This window comes from Variovorax sp. Sphag1AA (assembly GCF_014192575.1).
Lineage (GTDB): Bacteria > Pseudomonadota > Gammaproteobacteria > Burkholderiales > Burkholderiaceae_C > Variovorax.
Map to the genome: position 1 here is coordinate 315,883 of NZ_JACHYC010000006.1, position 17,587 is coordinate 333,469.

Genomic DNA, 17,587 nt, shown 5'->3' on the forward strand with positions numbered 1-17,587 from the left:
GCCTTTTCATGTCGATGTGAAATCCCACAGCGCGCCGCGGATTGCGCCTATGCGGTGGCTGAGTGCGGCAAGCCAGAGTGGCCACAATGCCCTCTCCTATCCGGAGCTGCCGATGAATACGCCTACGACCCCAGCGACCGCAGACGTTCCTGCCAGCGGCGAGCGCTGGTGGTCCAAGCTGGGCCCGGGGCTGATCACCGGCGCCGCCGACGACGATCCGAGCGGCATCGCGACGTATTCGCAGGCCGGCGCGCAGTTCGGCTACGCGCTCGGCTGGACAGTGGTGCTGACCTATCCGCTGATGGTGGGCATCCAGCTCGCCAGTGCCCGCATCGGTCGCGTGACCGGACGCAATCTCACCGAGAACTTCGCGCGCTTCTGCCCCGGCTGGATCGTGGCCTGCCTCGTGGTGCTGCTGCTGGTCGCGAACGTCATCAACCTCGCGGCCGACCTGAGCGCGATGGGCCACGCCACCGCACTGGTGATGCCGAACCATCCGGCGTGGTACGCGGCCGGCTTCGGCATCGTCTCGCTGCTGCTGCAGGTGTTCGTGCCGTACGACCAGTACGTGCGCGTCCTCAAGTGGCTGACGCTGTCCCTCTTTGCGTACGTCGGGGTGGTGCTCGCCGTCGATGTGGACTGGGGCGCCGCGGCGCGAGGCGTCTATGCGCCGCCGATGCAGTGGAATCGCGAGTTCGTGACCACCGTGGTGGCCATCCTCGGCACCACCATCAGCCCGTACCTCTTCTTCTGGCAGGCCTCGCAGGAGGTCGAAGAGATCCGGCGCATACCGGAAGACAAGCCGCTGCGCCGTGCGCCCGAGCAGATTCGGCGGCAATTGCGCCGGCTGCGCATCGACACCGTGGCCGGGATGGGTTTCTCGAACCTCATCGCCTTCTTCATGATCACGGCCACCGCCGCGACCCTGCACGCGCACGGACAGACCCACATCGAGACCACCGAACAGGCGGCAGCCGCGCTGCGGCCCATCGCGGGCGATGCAGCCTTCCTGCTCTTCGCACTGGGTATCGTCGGCACCGGCATGCTCGCGCTGCCGGTGCTTGCCGGATCCGCGGCCGATGCGGTTGCGAGCTACTTCCACGTGCGCAAGGGACTGAATCTCACGCTCTCGCAGGGCCGCAGCTTCTACGGCATCCTCTCGGCGGCGATGGGGCTCGGCATTGCCGTGAGCCTCTCTGGGCTCGATCCGATTGCCGCGCTCGTGGGCGCCGCGGTGATCAACGCGGTGATTGCCGTGCCGGTGATGGTCGCGGTGATGATCGCGGCCTCCAGCCCGAAGGTGATGGCCGGCATCGTGCTGTCACTCAAATGGAAGGTGCTCGGCTGGCTCGCCACGGCGGCAATGGCGGCCGCTTCGATCGCTCTGCTGGTGACCTCGATCATGTGAGCCAACGGAGAGTAGGCTCCGCGCTGTATATTCATCCAGCGCGATGCTCCCCTCCTCCCCCGATCCATCCACTGACGAAGATCCGCCGACGGCACTCACCGTTTCGGTGAAGACGCTGTGCGCCTTCGCCGCGAAGGCGGGTGATCTCGACCTGCGCTTCGTGCCGGTGCCGAGCGCCCAGGAGGGGCAAGGCGGCCATCGCCTGGTGCAGAACCGCCGGGGGCCCGCCTATGAAAGCGAAGTCATCCTTGAAGCGTCGTGGAGCCGCCTGACGGTCCGTGGTCGTGCCGACGGCTACGACCCGCACCGCCAGCGCGTCGAGGAAATCAAGACCTTCCGGGGCGAGTTCGCCGCGATCAAGTCCAACCACCGCGCACTGCACTGGGCTCAGGCAAAGACCTATGCATGGATGCTCTGCGAACGCGACGAGCACCAGCGCATCGGCGTGGCGCTGGTGTACCTGGACCTGGACAGCGAAGAGGAAACCGTGCTGGAGGAGACCTGCACGCGTGATGAGCTGCGCGCGCACTTCGAGACCTTGTGCGGTCGCTATCTCGACTGGGCCGCGCAGGAGGCAAGGCACCGGGCAGACATCGACGAGGCGCTCGCGGTGCTTGCTTTCCCTCACGGTGACTTCCGGCCCGGGCAACGCGATCTCGCCGAGGCGGTGTACCGCGCAGCCGCCTCGGACCGCTGTCTGCTGGCACAGGCGCCAACCGGCATCGGCAAGACGGTGGCGACGCTCTTTCCTCTGCTGAAGGCGCGGCCTACGCGGAAGCTCGACAAGGTCTTCTTCCTTACCGCGAAGACCTCGGGCCGCGCGGTGGCGCTCGATACGCTGCGCACGCTCGGCCGCGAACGCGCCCCTCTTCGCGTGCTCGAACTCGCCGCACGCGAGAAGGCCTGCGAGCATCCCGGACGCGCCTGCAATGGCGACGCATGTCCGCTGGCGCGTGGCTTCTACGACCGCCTGCCCGCCGCGCGTGGCGAGGCAGTCCGATCCGGCTGGCTCGACCGCGTCGAGCTGCGGCGCATCTCGCTGCAGCACGAGGTCTGCCCCTACTACCTCGCCCAGGAGTTGGTCCGCTGGAGCGACCTGATCGTCGGCGACTACAACTACTACTTCGACGGGAGCGCCTTCCTCTATGCACTGACGAAGGAAGAAGACTGGCGCGTCGCCCTGCTCGTCGACGAGGCGCACAACCTGCTGGACCGTGCGCGAGGAATGTATTCGGCGGAACTCGCGTCGGGCGCGATCGATGGCGTGATGGAAAAAGCCCCTGTGCCAATCCGCAAGGCCCTGCGCAGCCTCGATCGCGAATGGCGCCTGCTGCAGCGCGAGCAGATTGCCGCCTACGAGGCGCGCGACGAGATCCCCGAGGCCTTCGCACGTGCGCTGCTGGATGCGGTCGCGGTGATGGCCGAGCACTTCACCGCCCATCCGAACGAGCCGCTCGGCCCGCTCCAGCAGTGCTTCTTCGATGTGCTGCGGTTCGCGCGGCTGGTGGATTCATTCGCGCGGCACTCGGTCTTCGAATGCACGCTGGGTGCGGACGGAGCACGCGTGCTCGTCATCCGCAACCTCGTTCCGGCGCCCTTCCTCTCGGGCCGCTTTGGCGCTTGCGCGTCGGCCACCTGCTTCTCGGGCACGCTCGCGCCCTTCTCGTTCTACCGCGACACGCTCGGGCTTCCGGACGATACGGCGACGCTCGACGTCGATTCGCCCTTCCGCAGCGAGCAGCTCACGGTGCGCGTGGCCATGGATGTGTCGACCCGCTTTCGCGACCGGCCTCGCTCGCTTGCGGCACTGGTGGACATCATTGCGGACCAGTTCGCGCAGCGTCCGGGCAACTACCTCGCCTTCTTCAGCAGCTTCGACTACCTCGCGGATGCATCGGCCGCCTTCGCCGACCGTCATCCCGACGTGCCGACATGGGCCCAGTCGCGCGGCATGCGCGAGGCGGACCGCGATGCCTTCCTCGCGCGCTTCAGGCTGGGCGGCCAGGGCATCGGCTTCGCGGTACTCGGCGGTGCCTTCGGCGAGGGCATCGACCTGCCGGGCGATCGGCTCGTCGGGGCCTTCGTCGCGAGCCTCGGCCTGCCGCAGCACAACGAGCCCAACGAGGTCATGCGCGAACGCATGGAAGCGCTCTTCGGCGACGGCTACGAATACACCTACGTCTATCCCGGCCTGCAGAAGGTGGTGCAGGCCGCCGGCCGCGTCATTCGCACCGAGACGGATGCGGGCGTGCTCTACCTGCTCGACGATCGGTTCGCCAGACAGGAGATCCGCGAGCTGCTGCCGGCGTGGTGGCGCGTGCAGCCGATGTTCGCGTCAGAAGTCGGCACCGCGCCGCGCGGCGGTCCGCCCGATCTTGCGCAGCTTGGCCGATAGCTGCACCTGCGTTTCGAGCTCGCGCTGCCACAGCTCGTAGCCCGCGTCGCTCGGATGGAGTCCGTCCCTGGCGTGCATGCGCCGGGGGTGGCGCGCGAAGGGATCATCCTCGCGCTCCTGATAGAGCGAGACGCAAAGCGCGCCGTTGGCCCGCGCCACCTCCGAGACGATCGCATTCAGCCTGCGCGAGCGGTAGGCCATCCACCAGTCCCACGGCGGCAGGAAAGGCCGCGCATTGCCGAGGTTGCCCGGCGGCATGAACACCACGATGCCTGCCCGCACCCGGGCGCGTTGCGCGACCCGTTCCACGGTGTGCCGCAGGTCACCGAAGCCCGTCATGCGGATCACATCGTTGCCGCCGCCGAGGACCAGCACCGCATCGAAGGGCTCGTCGCCTTCGAGCTGTGCCAGGAAGTTCTCGAAGCGCGCGCCGGGCTGCGCGTGGTTGGTCACCGTGAGCGATGGATTGGCGCGTGACAGCAGCCCCGGAAGGCTGAACTGCGGATCGCTCGCGCCGGCCCCGCTGCCGGTGCTGTCACCGATCACCAGCAGGCGCGAGCCTTCGGCCTCGGCGAATCGGTCGTACGCATGGTCACGGGCTGCCAGTTTCGCGGACCGTGCGAGCCGGAGGGCCGCATAACCTGCCGTCCCAGCTGCAAGTCCGGCCACTAAGGACAGCCCCGTCAAAGCGGCAATGTTTGCGCGTTTCACGCTCGCTCCTTGATTTCGTCTCAAAGCGTAACGGTAGCCGGATCGCGCGCACGTAGGAACCGGCCGAAAGGCCAGCCCCTGTGCGGTCGTGCAAGCGCTCGCTGACTAAGGCCGGCTTGGTCTTCCTACTCACATGGCGCGCGTCGGGCCAACCATGAAGCACCTCATCCACAGAAGGAGTTGCACCATGCCAAGAGGTGACAAGTCGTCGTACACCGACAAGCAGAAGCGTCAGGCCGAACACATCGAAAAGGGCTACGAGCATCGCGGTGTGGCGAAGGGCGAGGCCGAACGTCGCGCCTGGGCGACGGTGAATGCGGAAACCGGTGGCGGCAAGAAGAGCGGCTCCGGCCGCGGCAAGGCCGAGAACCACGCGCCGGCCCACAAGGGTGGACGCCTGGGCGGCGCCGCCTCCGCATCGCGCAGTGCCGCCGAGCGCTCCGCCTCCGCGAAGAAGGCCGCCGCCACGCGCAAGCGCAACGCCGAGCACCGGGGCTGAGTGCCGCCCGCTCAGGCGGTGTCGGCGTCTCGGCGCTTGACGACCTCGCTGAGCTGCAGCTCGATGCGAAACAGCCGTTCGTTAAGGATGGCGGTCTGTAGCCGCAGCGCCTCGATGATTGCGCCGGTCTGCGGATCGGCGGCGTTGGTCGATAGCTGCTGCAGTTCGTGCAGCTTGTTGCGCAGCTCATTGCTCATGGCGGGCCTCCTTGGGGCAATGGTCTGGATCGTAGGGCCGCGAGCCGATTGAGCAAGAGCCTTCAGCCGTGCGGCATCGGCTGCAAGGTCTTCAGGTACAGGAACAGCGCCCGCACGTCGGTATCGCTCATCTCGCGCAGCGAGCCGAAGGGCATGACCTTCACCGCCGTGCCGTCCGGTCGGTTCCCGGTCTTGAACAGGTGCGCGAAGGCTTCAGCGTCGGGGTAGCGCGTCATCACCGTGCCTTCGCCCGGCGTGAGGTTCGCCGCGGGCGGCCAGTCGGGCGGGCCGCCGGGGATCTTTCCGCCGGCGAGCTTCGCCCCGTGGCAGCCGAGGCACATGTTGGCGACATAGGCGCCGTGCGTCGTGGTCACGCCATCGGGGACGGGTTGCTCGGGCGGGCGCGTGTGGTCGATCTTCGCGGCCGCGTCGCGGATCATTCCGAAGCCGTAGAGGACGCGTACCGGCAGCGGGAGTTCGAGCACCGGGCCACCGCCGGGTACCGGCGCGATCTGGCGCAGGTAGGCCACGAGCGAAGCGAGGTCGTCGTCGGTGAAGCGGTTGTAGTCCTCGCTCGGCATGACCATCAGCGCGCGCCCTTGCGGATTGACACCGTGGCGGATCGTTCGCTCCCAGTCCGCCGGTGTGTACCCGACGACGACGCTGCCCGGGCCGGGGCTGATGTTCGGTCCCGCGATGCGCAGGCCTTTGCCGTCATCGACGAACGTGGCGCCGCCTCCGTTGGCGCCATGGCAGTCGACGCAACCGCGCGAGGCGAAGAGATAGCGTCCGCGCTCCACGGCCGCTGCGTCATTGCGGAACGGCACGCCGTTTACCGCGACATCGACTTTGCGCTGCATCTTCGCGCGCCCGATCTGGTCCCCCGCGAAGATCGCGATCGCTGCCAGTGCAATCAGCGCGACGAGCGCGATGACGATGCGCTTGAGCCAGCGGCTGCCCTTCGCGCCGGTCATGCCATCTCCTTCGTCTGTCGGGCCCCGCCGGACATCTTCTGTGCGATCAAGCCGGCCGCCATCTTCAGCTGCAGGCGCAGCCTGGGCTTGTGGCCCCAGGTGCTCGTGACGTCGGTGTGATGCGTCTCCCAGCCTTCAGGGTTGATCGACTGCGTGCCGGCGCCGATCTCGAAATCGAAGCCCGATGGCGTTTCGCCGTAGAACGAGAACGTGCTGTCCGGCGCAGGATGCTGTCCGAGCTCCAGGCTCAGCGGCACCTTGTGAAGACGCGCGCGCTCGAAGGCGAGGCCGATATCGCACAGGCGCTCGGCCTGCAGCATGAAGTGATGCATGCGCTTGCGCAGCGGCATGTCGAAGAGCGCCAGCGAATGGTGCCGCTGGTTGCAGTGCAGGAACACGCCGCGGATGTCCATCGGGCCGACGCGGGTGGCGAGCCGCTCGGTCACGCCGAAGCCGAGCAGGTCGACGTAGAACGCTTCCATGCGTTCGATGTCATGCGACACGAGCACCGCATGGCCAAGGCCGAGATCGCCGGTGCGGAAGCCCTCGGGGAAGGCTGCGGACTTGAATGAAGCGGCCGCACGTTCGGGGCCGGTGAATAGCTCGACGGCGTTGCCGCATGGATCGATGCAGCGATGCAGCCGCTGCACGCGGCGCGCCTGGCAAAGTGTTGCGTCACCCGTCTCTACCGTGCAGCCCGCGGCGTGCAGACGACGTACCAGCCGATCGAGCACGTCTTCGCTGGCGCATTGCAGACCCAGCGCTGCCAGGTCGTCGGCGGCGCCTTCGCGCACGATCAGGCGCTGGGCGGCATCGTCGAGTTGCCAGCCCATGCTGCCGTCCGCATTGGCGACCGGCGCCGGAAGACCCAGCATGTGTTCGCAGAAGGCGGTCCATCGCACGGGACGGCGCACTTCGAAGACCAGATAGCCGAGGCGGAGATCGGGAGACATGGCAAACTCCTCTTCAAATGGGTGGTTCGTTCAAAATTGAATGCGGCGTGCAAAAATGGATGATCTCGTGAATTTTGGTGCTGGGTCAATAGCACCTTTGCCAGAGGCCCTGGCCGAAAGTGTGTGGCGCGCGCGTCCCGGCCTGCTCAAGCGCGAGCGCACCCGGGTGCAGCTCGTTCAGGCGGCGATCCGGGTCTTCGGATCGCGTGGCTATGTCGATGCGACGATGCAGGAGATCGCCGCGGTCGCGGGTGTGACGACTGGCACCGTCTACAACCACTTCAACACCAAGGAGGATGTTGCGCGCGGTGTTGCGATGCTGTTGGCCGACACCCTGTGCCGGCGCATCACCGAAAGTCAGCAAGGCGTGGCCGAAGGCGCGCAGCGCATGGCGATCGGCATACAGCGCTACATCTGGCTTGCCGAGCAAAGCCCTCAATGGGCGCTGATGCTGATGGAGGTTTCGGTGGCCGCGCCCGAAATGCTGACGGAGATCCGCGACTACGTGCTGGCTGACCTTCGCGTGGGCGTGAAGCAGAAGGCGTTCCGCGTGCCGAGCGAGGCGGCGGCGATGGACATGATCAACGGCACGGTGCAGCAGGCGATGCGCTCCGTGGCCCTCGGTGGCGCGTCGGACAAGCATGGGCGCGACGTGGCGACCTGTCTCCTGCGTGGATTGGGCATGGACTGGGCCGCGGCGAAGCAAGTGGCATCCCGGCCGCTGCCGGCCTTTCCGCCGATGGAGGCGGTCGGGGCGCCTGTCGCCAGGAAGGCGACGCGCAAAAGGGCCTAGCCAAGACCGTCGATCGGTTCGTCGAACGACGGATCGCGCCAGTTCAGCAGCTCGGCGAGGCGTCGCGTGACCCATTGCGCCTCGGCGGGCGAGAAGCCTGATCCGGCCGCCGCGAGACCTGCGTGGATCTTCGCAAGGATCTCCTCCTCGGACGGCACCGCGACGTGATGGAGCGTCAGCGCCTGCTGCACGAGATGGTTGGCCAGGTCCTCGCAGACCTCGTAGCGCTCCCGCACCACGGCGAGGGGCTCCGAGAGGCGCTGCCGTCGATCGGTGTAGATCGCGAAGAACGACGGCGGAATGTCGATCTGGTAGTCGTCGGACATGTGCTGCGGAAGCTCCAAAAGAAAACGCGCCCGGAGGCGCGTTCTGCGATGTTCAGCGGGTGCCGGCACACACGCGCCGGACCGGCGAAACGATCAGCCGCCCTTCTTGGCGCGCTTGCCGGGGTTCTTCTTGCTGCGCGTCGCGGTGCCGCGCTCGAGGCTCACCTTCTGGCCGCCACCCATCTTGGGCAGGCTGTAGCCGGGCATCGGAACGGGCTTGGGAGAAGCCTTGCGGTCGGCTTCGGTGCGGATTTTGTTGGACATGGAAAGCTCTGGTTGATGAGAAAGCGAAAAGCGTAATTAGGCCACATCCTCGAGCAGCCGCACTTTGACGGTCTTGCCCTTGACGCGGCCCGCGGACAGCCTGCGAACGGCCTCGCGCGCGATGCTGCGGTCGACCGCCACGTAGGTGGAGAAGTCGTTCACGTTGATCTTGCCGACCTGCTCGCGGGTGAAGCCGGCCTCGCCGGTGAGTGCGCCCAGCACGTCGCCGGCGCGGATCTTCTCCTTGCGGCCACCCGTGATCTGGAGCGTGGCCATGGGCGGCTGCAGCGGCGCGACGTTGGCGGAGCTGCCTGCGGTGAGTTCGGCCAGCGGGTGCCATTCGGATTCGCGGCCCTGCAACTGCTCGATCTTTCCGACGCTGCCCATCTCGTCCATGCCGGCGAGGTTCAGCACAAGCCCTTCCGCTTCGCCGCGGCCGGTGCGGCCGATGCGGTGAATATGGACTTCGGGGTCGGGCGTCACGTCGACGTTGATCACCGCTTCGAGCTGCGCGATGTCGAGGCCGCGCGCCGCGACGTCGGTGGCGACCAGCACCGAGCAGCTCCGGTTCGCGAACTGCACGAGCACCTGATCGCGCTCGCGCTGCTCCAGCTCACCGAACAGCGCCAATGCGCTGAAACCCTGCGACTGGAGGACCTGCACGAGATCTCGGCACTGCTGCTTCGTGTTGCAGAACGCAAGCGTGCTGAGTGGACGGAAGTGGTTGAGCAGCAGGCTCACCGTGTGCAGGCGCTCGTCGTCAAGCACTTCGTACCAGCGCTGGCGGATCTTGCCGGCCTCGTGCTGCGCCTGCACCGTGATCTGCTGCGGGTTCTTCATGAACTGCGCGCTCAGCCGTTCGATGCCTTCGGGGTACGTGGCCGAGAACAGCAGGGTCTGCCGCTGCACAGGGCATTGCCGCGCGACCTTGGCAATGTCGTCGAAGAAGCCCATGTCGAGCATGCGATCGGCTTCGTCGAGGACCAGCGTGTTGAGCGCTTCGAGATCGAGGCTGCCGCGTTCGAGGTGGTCCATGATCCGGCCGGGCGTGCCGACCACGATGTGGGCGCCATGCTCGAGGCTGGACAGTTGCCCCCGCAGCGCGACGCCGCCGCAAAGCGTGACCACCTTGATGTTTTCCGCGGCCCGCGCAAGCCGGCGGATTTCGGTAGTGACCTGGTCGGCGAGTTCGCGGGTCGGACACAGCACCAGGGCCTGCACCGCGAAGCGGCGAGGATTGAGATTGGCCAGCAACGCGAGTCCGAAGGCGGCCGTCTTGCCGCTCCCAGTCTTGGCCTGCGCGATGAGGTCCTTACCGAGCAACGCCGACGGCAGACTGGCCGCCTGGATCGGCGTCATCTGCGCGTACCCGAGCTGCGCCAGATTCGCCAGCGTTTGCGGCGAAAGCGGGAGCTGCGCGAAATCGGCGGCCGGACCGGTCACTGCGAGATCAGCGGCGTTGCGGGTTGTTGCCACCCACCGGCGGAGGACCGCGGCGTTCCAGGTGACGGAACGTAATGCGGCCCTTCGTCAGGTCGTAGGGCGAGAGTTCGAGCGAGACCTTGTCGCCGGCAAGGATGCGGATGTGGTGCTTGCGCATCTTGCCGCCGCTGTAGGCGATCAGCTGATGGCCGTTGTCGAGGGTCACGCGGTAGCGGGAGTCGGGCAGCACTTCGGTGACTGCGCCGTTCATTTCGATCAGTTCTTCCTTGGGCATGAATTACCTTTGAATGGTTGTCGTGATTGGACAGGAAAACGGTCGGCCGGTTCAAGCGTGGCCCGGCCGGGGCCATGCGCGCCCTCCGAAGCGGACTGAGCGCCGTTCGCTTCAACAAGGTACGAAGGCAGTGAGCGGAGCGAGCCGGTCTGGACATCCAGGGGTCTCGCGGTTTCGAACCGAATGCGAACCCTGCCGGCGATCTGACGAAATGCTTCGTCGCGGTATCGAAGTGAACCCGGCATTCTACTCGACTGGCATAACTGTTGCTTGGAAGGGCGCCCTCGCCCGGCTGCCGATGAGCGCCGGCAGCCGGCGCGGGCTTGCGGGCGGCGCCCCGGCGGCGCACCATGGGGGACCATCGTTCCAAGGAGCGCGGTCATGCGAACGCAAGGATCAATCGTTCGATGGCTCGGCAGTGTTGTCGTATGCATGGCCGCGCTGCTCGGCCTCTCGGCAATGGCTGCGACGCCGGCCGACACCGCGGCGATGAACGCGCAGGTACGTGCGCTCAAGCGGGCCGGCGATGCGGTGGTGGCGCTCAATGTCACGGCGACCGAAGGCGCGACGTCCGCCGAGAGCCTCGGCCAGCGGCGTTCGGGCTCGGGCGTGGTGATCGGGCAGGACGGGTTGATCCTCACCATCGGCTACCTGCTGCTGGAGGCGGAAACCATCGAAGTGGTCACCCAGGACGACCGCGTGCTGCCGGCGCGGGAAGTCGCCTATGACCTCGCGACCGGCTTCGGCCTCATCCGCCCCCTGGTGCCACTTCGGGGCATCGAGCCGGTGCCGATGGCCGGCGTCGCCAGCCTGAAGGAGGGAGAGCCGCTGCTCGTCGCCACCGGCAGCAGTCGCGGCACAGAGGTGGGCTTCACCCGGCTGGTCGCGACGCGACCGTTCTCGGGCTACTGGGAATACCACATCGAAAGCGCGATCTTCACCAGCCCACCCGTGGCCAATCACAGCGGGGCCGCGCTCTTCAATAGCCGCGGCGAGCTGCTCGGCATCGGCAGCCTCTTCGTGCTCGAGGCGGCAGGTCCGGAGCGCACGCTGCCGGGGAACATGTTCGTGCCGGTCGATCTGCTGCGGCCGGTTCTGACGGAGCTCCAGGCCAATGGCCGCACGCGCGCAAGCATCCGGCCGTGGCTTGGGGTCTCGTCGTCCGAGCGCGACGGGCATGTGGAGATCGTGCGTGTCGACCGCGCGGGGCCGGCCATCGAAGCCGGCCTGCGCCCCGGCGATGTGGTGCTGGAGATCGACGGCATCGAGGTCACGACGCTCGAGGCCTTCTACAAGCAGCTCTGGAAGCGATCGGTCGCCGAAGGCGACGTCGAGCTCACGGTGCAACAGGGCTCGGAAGTGCGCAAGATCAAGGTGCACTCGATCGACCGCATGCAGACGCTCCGCAAGCCCGAAGGCATCTGACGCGCGCAGTCAGCCGATTCCGAGCATCTTCTTGTTGGCCGCCGTGTTGACGCCGCCGCCGGCGAAGTCATCGAAGGCGCGGTCCGCCACGCGGATGATGTGGCTCGCAATGAACTCGGCGCCTTCGCGCGCACCGTCCTCGGGGTGCTTGAGGCAGCACTCCCATTCGAGCACCGCCCAGCCGGGGAAGTCATAGGCGGCCATCTTCGAGAAGATCGCGCCGAAGTCCACCTGCCCGTCGCCGAGCGAACGGAAGCGGCCCGCGCGGTTCAGCCAGGACTGGAAGCCGCCGTAGACGCCCTGCTTGCCGGTCGGATTGAACTCCGCATCCTTCACGTGGAAGATCTTGATCCGCTCGTGATAGTGGTCGATGTAGTCGAGGTAGTTGAGCTGCTGCAGCACGAAGTGGCTCGGGTCGTAGAGCAGGCAGGCACGCGGATGGTTGTTCACCCGCTCGAGGAACATCTCGTAGGTCACGCCGTCGTGCAGGTCCTCGCCGGGATGGATCTCATAGCAGACGTCGACGCCGACTTCGTCGAAGCGGTCGAGGATCGGCTTCCAGCGGCGTGCGAGTTCGTCGAACGCTTCTTCGATGAGGCCAGGCGGACGCGGCGGCCATGAATAGAGGTACGGCCAGGCGAGCGCGCCCGAGAAGGTCGCATGCGCAGTCAACCCCAGGTTGGCCGAAGCCTGCGCGGCGAAGTGCAGTTGTTCGACCGCCCATTTCTGACGTTTGACCGGATCGTTGCGGACTTCCGGCGCGGCGAAGCCGTCGAAGCCTGCGTCGTAGGCGGGATGCACCGCGATGAGTTGCCCTTGGAGGTGCGTCGAAAGTTCGGTGATCTCCAGGCCGTGCCCGGCCAGTGTGCCCTTCACTTCGTCGCAGTAGGTCTTGCTCTCCGCAGCTTTCTTCAGATCGAAGAGCCTGCCATCCCAGCTCGGGATCTGCACGCCCTTGTAGCCGAGGCCCGCGGCCCAGCCGGCGATGGCGTCGAGGGAGTTGAAGGGCGCTTCATCGCCCGCAAACTGGGCCAGGAAGATTGCCGGCCCCTTGATGGTCTTCATCGTTTGTCTCCTGCGTTGGGCTCGCGATGATGCCATTGCGGGCGCATTGCGAGCGTCGTCCGACTTCGCCTTGCGGTCATCGCCGCCGTGCAGCGGTCGCAGAATCGTTTCAGAATGAACGCCAAGTCAACAGCGTGGCTCAGCCACACGTTTCCCGGAATACGATGGCACAAACCGTATCCGGCCGTTTGAAGATCGGCCTTTCAGCCTGTTTCTCTCACGCGGACCCGGCACGCTCTCTGTTCACCAACAAGACGCTGCAGTACGTCGAGCAGTCGATCGCGCACTGGCTGATGTCTGCCGGTGCGATGGTGGTGATGGTCCCCTGCCCCACCGGCGAGACCGCGCGCGGCGACACCAAGCTGTCGCACTACGCGGAATGGCTCGACGGCGTGGTGATGCACGGCGGCGCCGATGTCTGGCCCGGCAGCTACGGCGAAGTGCCGCTCAAGGACGCATGGATCGGCGACCGCGTACGTGACCTCTACGACCTCGCGCTGGTGGAGGCCTTCGAGCAGGTCGGCAAGCCGATCTTCGGCGTCTGTCGGGGCTTGCAGCTGATCAACGTGGCGTTCGGCGGCACGCTCTACCAGGACATCGAGGCCCAGCATCCCAACGCGCAGCGGCATCGAGACCCGGTCGCATACGACCAGAACTTCCACGATATCAAGGTCACGCCGGGCTCGCGGCTGTCGAAGCTCTACCCCGGCATGGAGACGGCGCGCGTCAACAGCATCCATCACCAGGGCGTGAAGGATCTCGCGCCGGGCTTCGAGGTCGATGCCTGGAGCATTCCGGACCATGTCGCCGAAGCCATCCGGCGCAAGCCCGATCGGGGACGCAGCTACATCGCGGCCACGCAGTGGCACCCGGAATTCCACAAGTACGGCAGCACCGAAACGCTGGACGACACGGCCATCCTCGAGGACTTCCTGTGGGCATGCGCGACCGCCAAGGTCAGCTCGCACGGTCCGCTGCGCGCGGCGCCGGGACGCATCCGCAACCGCGCGGCGCGCCTGTTGCGGCAGGCGCTGCTGATGCGCTGAGTGCTTCGCTCAGCGGCTCTGGTTGCGAGAGCCGCTGACGCCCGCGTCGATGTCGCCGAAGATGGTGATGCCGCTGCCGCCCGAGGACGCGCCCCCGCTGCTCGAGCCTTTCGACGCGCAGCCCGCGAACAGGCACATGCAGAGCATGAGCAATGCGGTGACAGAGGGCTTCATTCGAACAACTCCTTTGATCAGCTCAGGTGCTTGCCGACGATGCCGGCCAGCTCGAACATCGTGACCTGGTCCTTGCCGAAGACCGGCTTCAGCTTTGCATCCGCGTTGATGGCGCGCTTGTTGGCCGCATCCTGAAGGCCATTGGCCTTGATGTAGTCCCACAGCTTCTTGATGACTTCGGTGCGCGGCACGGGCTCCGTGCCGATCACCGCGGCGAGTGCGTCGCTGGGCGTGAGCCCCGCGGCAGGCTTGCGCGGCGCCTTGGGCGTCGCGGCTTTCTTCGCCGCGGCCTTCTTGGCGGGCGCCGCCTTCTTCGCCGCAGCCGGCGCGGCCTTGGTGAAGGTCTTGCGCGGGGGGAACTTGCTTTCCCTCGGCTCGAACTCGAAGGTCACCTTGCCTTCGTCCTTGTTCCAGGCCAGGAAGGCCTTGAACGCGCGCCGCGTGCGCATCGAGACGAACTTCTCGAGCAGGTCGGTCTTGCCCGTGCTGAGCAGCTTCTCGACCTGTGCGCGATCCACCGGCTGCTGCAGGATGATCTTGCCGGTCTTGAAGTCGCAGCTCGGCGTCGGCTGCTCGTTCGTCGGCACGGACTTTTCGCAGACGTAGTTGCTGCCGTATTCGAAGACACGTGCGCCGCACTTCGGGCACGGTCCGAGCGACTCCTGGCCCGCGAAGTCCACGATCTCGCCGGTCTCGGCGTTCTTGTCGTCGCCGAAGTCGAACTCGAGCTTCCAGTTCTTCGCCTCGTCGTCGTAGCGCAGCACGATCTCCGAGGTGAACGGCCAGCCCGCCTTGGAGCGGAAGCCCTCCAGCGGACCGATGCGCTTGTCGCGCAGCAACTGCTCTGCTTCCTCGAACTCGAAGGTGCGTCCCGCCGGGGACTTGCCGAACGAGAAGCCGCAGGGCTCCTGCCCGGGCTTGCCGGTGCACGAATAGCGGCGGTAGTTTTCCTTGACCACGCCGCCGCAGTTCGGGCAAGGGGTCTGCAGCGTCACGTAGTCGCCGGGCACGGTGTCGCGGTCGTACTCCTTGGCCTTCTTGACGATGTGCTCCGTCATCTCCGCGATTTCGGTCATGAAGGCTTCGCGGCTGAGCTTGCCGTGCTCCATCTGCGCGAGCTTGTATTCCCACTCACCGGTGAGCTCGGCCTTGGACAGCTCCTCCACGCCGAGGCCACGCAGCAGCGTCATGAGCTGGAAGGCCTTCGCCGTCGGGATCAGCTCGCGGCCTTCGCGATGGATGTACTTCTCGGTCAGCAGGCCTTCGATGATGGCCGCGCGCGTGGCTGGCGTGCCGAGGCCCTTCTCATGCATGGCGGCGCGCAATTCGTCGTCGTCGATGGTCTTGCCCGCGCCTTCCATCGCGCCAAGCAGCGTGGCTTCGGAATAGCGCGCTGGCGGACGGGTCTTCAGGCCCTTGATCTCTGCAGATTGGACCTTGACCTGTTCGCCAGGCTTTACTGGCACCAGGCGCTTGCCGTCCTTTTCGTCTTCCTTCTCTTCGTCCTGGGCTTCCTTGCCGTAGATCGCCAGCCAGCCCGGCTTGACCAGCACCTTGCCGTCAGAGCGGAACGGATACTTCTTGCCCGCATGCTCGACGGTGCTGATGCGCGTGGTCACTTGGTACTCCGCGCTCGGGAAGAAGACCGACAGGAAGCGCCGCACCACGAAGTCGTACAGCTTCTGCTCCGCGTCGGAAAGGCCGCTCGGTGCTTGCAGCGTCGGGATGATCGCAAAGTGATCGCTGACCTTGGCGTTGTCGAAGACGCGCTTCGTTGGCTTCACGTAGTTGCCGTCGATCGCCTGCTGCGCGAACGGCGCGAGATGCCGCATACCGCTGTTGGCGAGCATGCCCATCGTCTGCTTGACCACCGGCAGGTAGTCCTCAGGCAGCGCGCGCGAATCGGTACGCGGATAGGTCAGCGCCTTGTGGCGCTCGTAGAGGCTCTGTGCGAGCGCCAGCGTGGTCTTCGCGCTGAAGCCGAAGCGGCTGTTGGCCTCGCGTTGCAGCGAAGTGAGGTCGAACAGCAGCGGCGATGCCTGCGTGGTGGGCTTGCTCTCTTCGGTGACGCTGGCGACCTTGCCGCGCGCGGCTTCTGCGACCTCGAGCGCCTCGCGCTCGCTCCAGACGCGATCGGCGCGTTGTTCGGGATCAGGCACGCCGTCCGGTCCGGGCGGCGGCTTCTTCCATTCGGGGTTGAACCACTTGCCGGGATACTCGCCGGCCTCGGCGAGGAAGGTGCCGTGCACTTCCCAGTAGTCGCGACTCACGAACTTGCGGATCTTCTCTTCGCGCTCGACGACCACTGAGAGCGTGGGCGTCTGCACGCGGCCCACGGTCGTGAGAAAGAACCCGCCGTCGCGCGAGTTGAAAGCCGTCATCGCGCGCGTGCCGTTGATGCCGACCAGCCAGTCGGCCTCCGACCGCGAACGCGCCGCGTCGGCGAGGCCCCTCATCTGCTGGTCGCTGCGCAGCTGGTCGAAGCCATCGCGAATCGCCTGGGGCGTCATCGACTGCAACCACAACCGCTTGACCGGCTTGCCCAGCTGCGACTTGCCACCGGCGTACTGCTCGATAAGCCGGAAGATCAGTTCCCCTTCGCGGCCCGCGTCGCAGGCGTTCACGAGTTCGGTCACGTCCTTGCGCTTGGCCTGCCTGACCACCGCGGCCAGGCGCGTCTTGGTCTTGTCGACCGGCTTCAGGTCGAAGCGCGGCGGAATCACCGGCAGGTTCGCGAAGCTCCACTTGCCGCGCTTCACGTCGAACTCTTCCGGCGCCTGGATTTCCACCAAGTGGCCCACGGCGCTCGTGACAACGTACTTCTCGTTCTCGAAATGCTCTTCGTGCTTGTCGAACTTGCCAGCCACGGGCGTGAGTGCCCGGACGATGTCCTGGGCCACCGATGGCTTCTCTGCAATCACCAAAGTCTTCATTGACTCGTCATCCTTACAATCTGGCGCTTCTCGCGTGCGCGCACGCACGCGCATGCGTACATATTCAAACTATCAGACTTCGCCGATGCCTTCCAAGTCCCTCGTTTCAAGTAGTGGCCGCCGCATCCAGACCCGGCGCTCCGACGTCCACGGTAACGGCGTTTTCGCCGTGCAGGATATCGCGGAGGGCGAAACGCTCATTGAATACAAGGGTGAGGTCATCACCTGGAAAGAGGCTCTCCGACGCCATCCGCACGATCCGTCGCAGCCCAACCACACCTTCTACTTCCATATCGATGACGAGCGTGTGATCGATGGCGGCGTAAAGGGCAATGCGGCGCGCTGGATCAACCATTCCTGCGATCCGAGCTGCGAAGCCGACGAGCAGGACGGGCGCGTCTTCATCAAGGCCCTGCGCAATATCGCGGCCGGCGAAGAGCTCAGCTACGACTACGGCCTGATCATCGACGAGCCGTACACGAAGAAGCTCAAGTCCGAATTCCCCTGCTGGTGCGGTTCAAAGAACTGTCGCGGCACTTTGCTTGCACCCAAGTCCGACGACGAAAAGAAAGGCAAGGGCAAGAAGAAAAAGGAAGCCAAGAGCGCCGGCAAGGGCAAGAAGGACGCGGGCGAAGTCCGCAAGGAACCCAAGAAGAAAAAGAACAAGGACAAGAACGCCAAGTCCTTGAAGTCCGACAAGCGTTGAG

The 17,587-nt window shown here is 66.1% G+C and carries 18 protein-coding genes; 7 read left to right on the forward strand and 11 right to left on the reverse strand.

Translation table 11 applies throughout. The features are described from left to right. The first annotated feature begins 112 nt into the window (after nucleotides 1–112). Both FHW64_RS24285 and FHW64_RS24290 read left to right on the forward strand, forming a co-directional pair. Complete coding sequence (locus FHW64_RS24285) at nucleotides 113–1,408, forward strand: Nramp family divalent metal transporter (protein WP_184530785.1); 1,296 nt, start codon at nucleotides 113–115, stop codon at nucleotides 1,406–1,408. Nucleotides 1,409–1,451: 43 nt separating this feature from the next. Next, nucleotides 1,452–3,803 (forward strand): helicase C-terminal domain-containing protein, encoded by a 2,352-nt coding sequence (locus FHW64_RS24290; RefSeq protein WP_184530786.1) that lies wholly within the window; start codon nucleotides 1,452–1,454, stop codon nucleotides 3,801–3,803. Here the strand turns inward: FHW64_RS24290 and FHW64_RS24295 are convergent. Further along, entirely contained in the window at nucleotides 3,744–4,472 is a 729-nt protein-coding gene (locus FHW64_RS24295) for a GDSL-type esterase/lipase family protein (protein WP_184530787.1), read from the reverse strand. The genes FHW64_RS24290 and FHW64_RS24295 overlap by 60 nt on opposite strands. A gap of 229 nt (nucleotides 4,473–4,701) precedes the next feature. On the opposite strand from FHW64_RS24295, the gene FHW64_RS24300 reads away from it, so the two are divergent. After that, nucleotides 4,702–5,013, forward strand: a complete 312-nt coding sequence (locus FHW64_RS24300; RefSeq protein WP_184530788.1) for a plasmid stabilization protein — start codon at nucleotides 4,702–4,704, stop codon at nucleotides 5,011–5,013. A gap of 11 nt (nucleotides 5,014–5,024) precedes the next feature. On the opposite strand, the gene FHW64_RS24305 is transcribed toward FHW64_RS24300, so the two are convergent. The 3 genes from FHW64_RS24305 to FHW64_RS24315 form a co-directional block, all read right to left on the reverse strand. Then, the gene (locus tag FHW64_RS24305; RefSeq protein ID WP_184530789.1) at nucleotides 5,025–5,210 is read right to left on the reverse strand and encodes a hypothetical protein; all 186 of its coding nucleotides are present in this window, start codon (nucleotides 5,208–5,210) and stop codon (nucleotides 5,025–5,027) included. Between the two features lie 62 nt (nucleotides 5,211–5,272). After that, nucleotides 5,273–6,184 carry a c-type cytochrome gene (locus FHW64_RS24310; RefSeq protein WP_184530790.1) on the reverse strand — a complete coding sequence of 304 codons (912 nt, stop codon included), beginning with the start codon at nucleotides 6,182–6,184 and terminating at the stop codon, nucleotides 5,273–5,275. After that, the gene (locus tag FHW64_RS24315; RefSeq protein ID WP_184530791.1) at nucleotides 6,181–7,137 is read right to left on the reverse strand and encodes a VOC family protein; all 957 of its coding nucleotides are present in this window, start codon (nucleotides 7,135–7,137) and stop codon (nucleotides 6,181–6,183) included. The genes FHW64_RS24310 and FHW64_RS24315 overlap by 4 nt, the downstream gene beginning before the upstream one ends. Before the next feature lie 97 nt (nucleotides 7,138–7,234). Between FHW64_RS24315 and FHW64_RS24320 the strand changes: the two genes are divergently transcribed. Then, on the forward strand, nucleotides 7,235–7,930 hold the full coding sequence (locus FHW64_RS24320) for a TetR/AcrR family transcriptional regulator (RefSeq protein ID WP_184530792.1): 696 nt from the start codon (nucleotides 7,235–7,237) through the stop codon (nucleotides 7,928–7,930). Here FHW64_RS24320 and FHW64_RS24325 read toward each other — a convergent pair. From FHW64_RS24325 to infA, 4 genes are all read right to left on the reverse strand, one after another. Continuing rightward, nucleotides 7,927–8,256, reverse strand: a complete 330-nt coding sequence (locus FHW64_RS24325) for a hypothetical protein (RefSeq protein WP_184530793.1) — start codon at nucleotides 8,254–8,256, stop codon at nucleotides 7,927–7,929. The genes FHW64_RS24320 and FHW64_RS24325 overlap by 4 nt on opposite strands. A gap of 93 nt (nucleotides 8,257–8,349) precedes the next feature. Continuing rightward, nucleotides 8,350–8,520, reverse strand: a complete 171-nt coding sequence (locus tag FHW64_RS24330; RefSeq protein ID WP_172843947.1) for a hypothetical protein — start codon at nucleotides 8,518–8,520, stop codon at nucleotides 8,350–8,352. 36 nt (nucleotides 8,521–8,556) lie between these two features. Then, nucleotides 8,557–9,963 carry an ATP-dependent RNA helicase DbpA gene (gene dbpA / locus FHW64_RS24335; protein WP_184530794.1) on the reverse strand — a complete coding sequence of 469 codons (1,407 nt, stop codon included), beginning with the start codon at nucleotides 9,961–9,963 and terminating at the stop codon, nucleotides 8,557–8,559. A gap of 7 nt (nucleotides 9,964–9,970) precedes the next feature. Beyond that, the gene (infA, locus tag FHW64_RS24340; protein ID WP_184530795.1) at nucleotides 9,971–10,237 is read right to left on the reverse strand and encodes a translation initiation factor IF-1; all 267 of its coding nucleotides are present in this window, start codon (nucleotides 10,235–10,237) and stop codon (nucleotides 9,971–9,973) included. Nucleotides 10,238–10,618: 381 nt separating this feature from the next. Between infA and FHW64_RS24345 the strand changes: the two genes are divergently transcribed. Then, nucleotides 10,619–11,662, forward strand: coding sequence for a S1C family serine protease (locus FHW64_RS24345; RefSeq protein WP_184530796.1), 1,044 nt, complete (start codon nucleotides 10,619–10,621; stop codon nucleotides 11,660–11,662). 9 nt (nucleotides 11,663–11,671) lie between these two features. Here FHW64_RS24345 and FHW64_RS24350 read toward each other — a convergent pair whose 3' ends face one another. Next, nucleotides 11,672–12,727: a sugar phosphate isomerase/epimerase gene (locus FHW64_RS24350; protein ID WP_184530797.1), complete on the reverse strand. Its 1,056-nt coding sequence runs from the start codon at nucleotides 12,725–12,727 to the stop codon at nucleotides 11,672–11,674. A 164-nt stretch (nucleotides 12,728–12,891) separates the two neighbouring features. Here FHW64_RS24350 and FHW64_RS24355 point away from each other — a divergent pair, with 164 nt between their 5' ends. Beyond that, complete coding sequence (locus FHW64_RS24355; RefSeq protein WP_184530798.1) at nucleotides 12,892–13,773, forward strand: gamma-glutamyl-gamma-aminobutyrate hydrolase family protein; 882 nt, start codon at nucleotides 12,892–12,894, stop codon at nucleotides 13,771–13,773. 9 nt (nucleotides 13,774–13,782) lie between these two features. Here the strand turns inward: FHW64_RS24355 and FHW64_RS24360 are convergent, their stop codons facing one another. After that, complete coding sequence (locus tag FHW64_RS24360) at nucleotides 13,783–13,947, reverse strand: hypothetical protein (protein ID WP_184530799.1); 165 nt, start codon at nucleotides 13,945–13,947, stop codon at nucleotides 13,783–13,785. A 17-nt stretch (nucleotides 13,948–13,964) separates the two neighbouring features. Beyond that, entirely contained in the window at nucleotides 13,965–16,880 is a 2,916-nt protein-coding gene (locus tag FHW64_RS24365) for a DNA topoisomerase III (RefSeq protein ID WP_184530800.1), read from the reverse strand. A gap of 85 nt (nucleotides 16,881–16,965) precedes the next feature. Between FHW64_RS24365 and FHW64_RS24370 the strand changes: the two genes are divergently transcribed. Beyond that, nucleotides 16,966–17,586: an SET domain-containing protein gene (locus FHW64_RS24370; protein ID WP_184531108.1), complete on the forward strand. Its 621-nt coding sequence runs from the start codon at nucleotides 16,966–16,968 to the stop codon at nucleotides 17,584–17,586. Nucleotide 17,587: the final 1 nt, after the last annotated feature.

What these genes read in the sequence shown, in the direction of transcription:
- FHW64_RS24285 (WP_184530785.1), top strand. Translation starts at nt 113, where the DNA reads ATGAATACGCCTACGACCCCAGCGACCGCAGACGTTCCTGCCAGCGGC.
- FHW64_RS24290 (WP_184530786.1), top strand. Translation starts at nt 1,452, where the DNA reads ATGCTCCCCTCCTCCCCCGATCCATCCACTGACGAAGATCCGCCGACG.
- FHW64_RS24300 (WP_184530788.1), top strand. Translation starts at nt 4,702, where the DNA reads ATGCCAAGAGGTGACAAGTCGTCGTACACCGACAAGCAGAAGCGTCAG.
- FHW64_RS24305 (WP_184530789.1), bottom strand. Translation starts at nt 5,210, where the DNA reads ATGAGCAATGAGCTGCGCAACAAGCTGCACGAACTGCAGCAGCTATCG.
- FHW64_RS24310 (WP_184530790.1), bottom strand. Translation starts at nt 6,184, where the DNA reads ATGACCGGCGCGAAGGGCAGCCGCTGGCTCAAGCGCATCGTCATCGCG.
- FHW64_RS24315 (WP_184530791.1), bottom strand. Translation starts at nt 7,137, where the DNA reads ATGTCTCCCGATCTCCGCCTCGGCTATCTGGTCTTCGAAGTGCGCCGT.
- FHW64_RS24325 (WP_184530793.1), bottom strand. Translation starts at nt 8,256, where the DNA reads ATGTCCGACGACTACCAGATCGACATTCCGCCGTCGTTCTTCGCGATC.
- FHW64_RS24330 (WP_172843947.1), bottom strand. Translation starts at nt 8,520, where the DNA reads ATGTCCAACAAAATCCGCACCGAAGCCGACCGCAAGGCTTCTCCCAAG.
- infA (WP_184530795.1), bottom strand. Translation starts at nt 10,237, where the DNA reads ATGCCCAAGGAAGAACTGATCGAAATGAACGGCGCAGTCACCGAAGTG.
- FHW64_RS24345 (WP_184530796.1), top strand. Translation starts at nt 10,619, where the DNA reads ATGCGAACGCAAGGATCAATCGTTCGATGGCTCGGCAGTGTTGTCGTA.
- FHW64_RS24350 (WP_184530797.1), bottom strand. Translation starts at nt 12,727, where the DNA reads ATGAAGACCATCAAGGGGCCGGCAATCTTCCTGGCCCAGTTTGCGGGC.
- FHW64_RS24355 (WP_184530798.1), top strand. Translation starts at nt 12,892, where the DNA reads ATGGCACAAACCGTATCCGGCCGTTTGAAGATCGGCCTTTCAGCCTGT.
- FHW64_RS24360 (WP_184530799.1), bottom strand. Translation starts at nt 13,947, where the DNA reads ATGAAGCCCTCTGTCACCGCATTGCTCATGCTCTGCATGTGCCTGTTC.
- FHW64_RS24365 (WP_184530800.1), bottom strand. Translation starts at nt 16,880, where the DNA reads ATGAAGACTTTGGTGATTGCAGAGAAGCCATCGGTGGCCCAGGACATC.
- FHW64_RS24370 (WP_184531108.1), top strand. Translation starts at nt 16,966, where the DNA reads ATGCCTTCCAAGTCCCTCGTTTCAAGTAGTGGCCGCCGCATCCAGACC.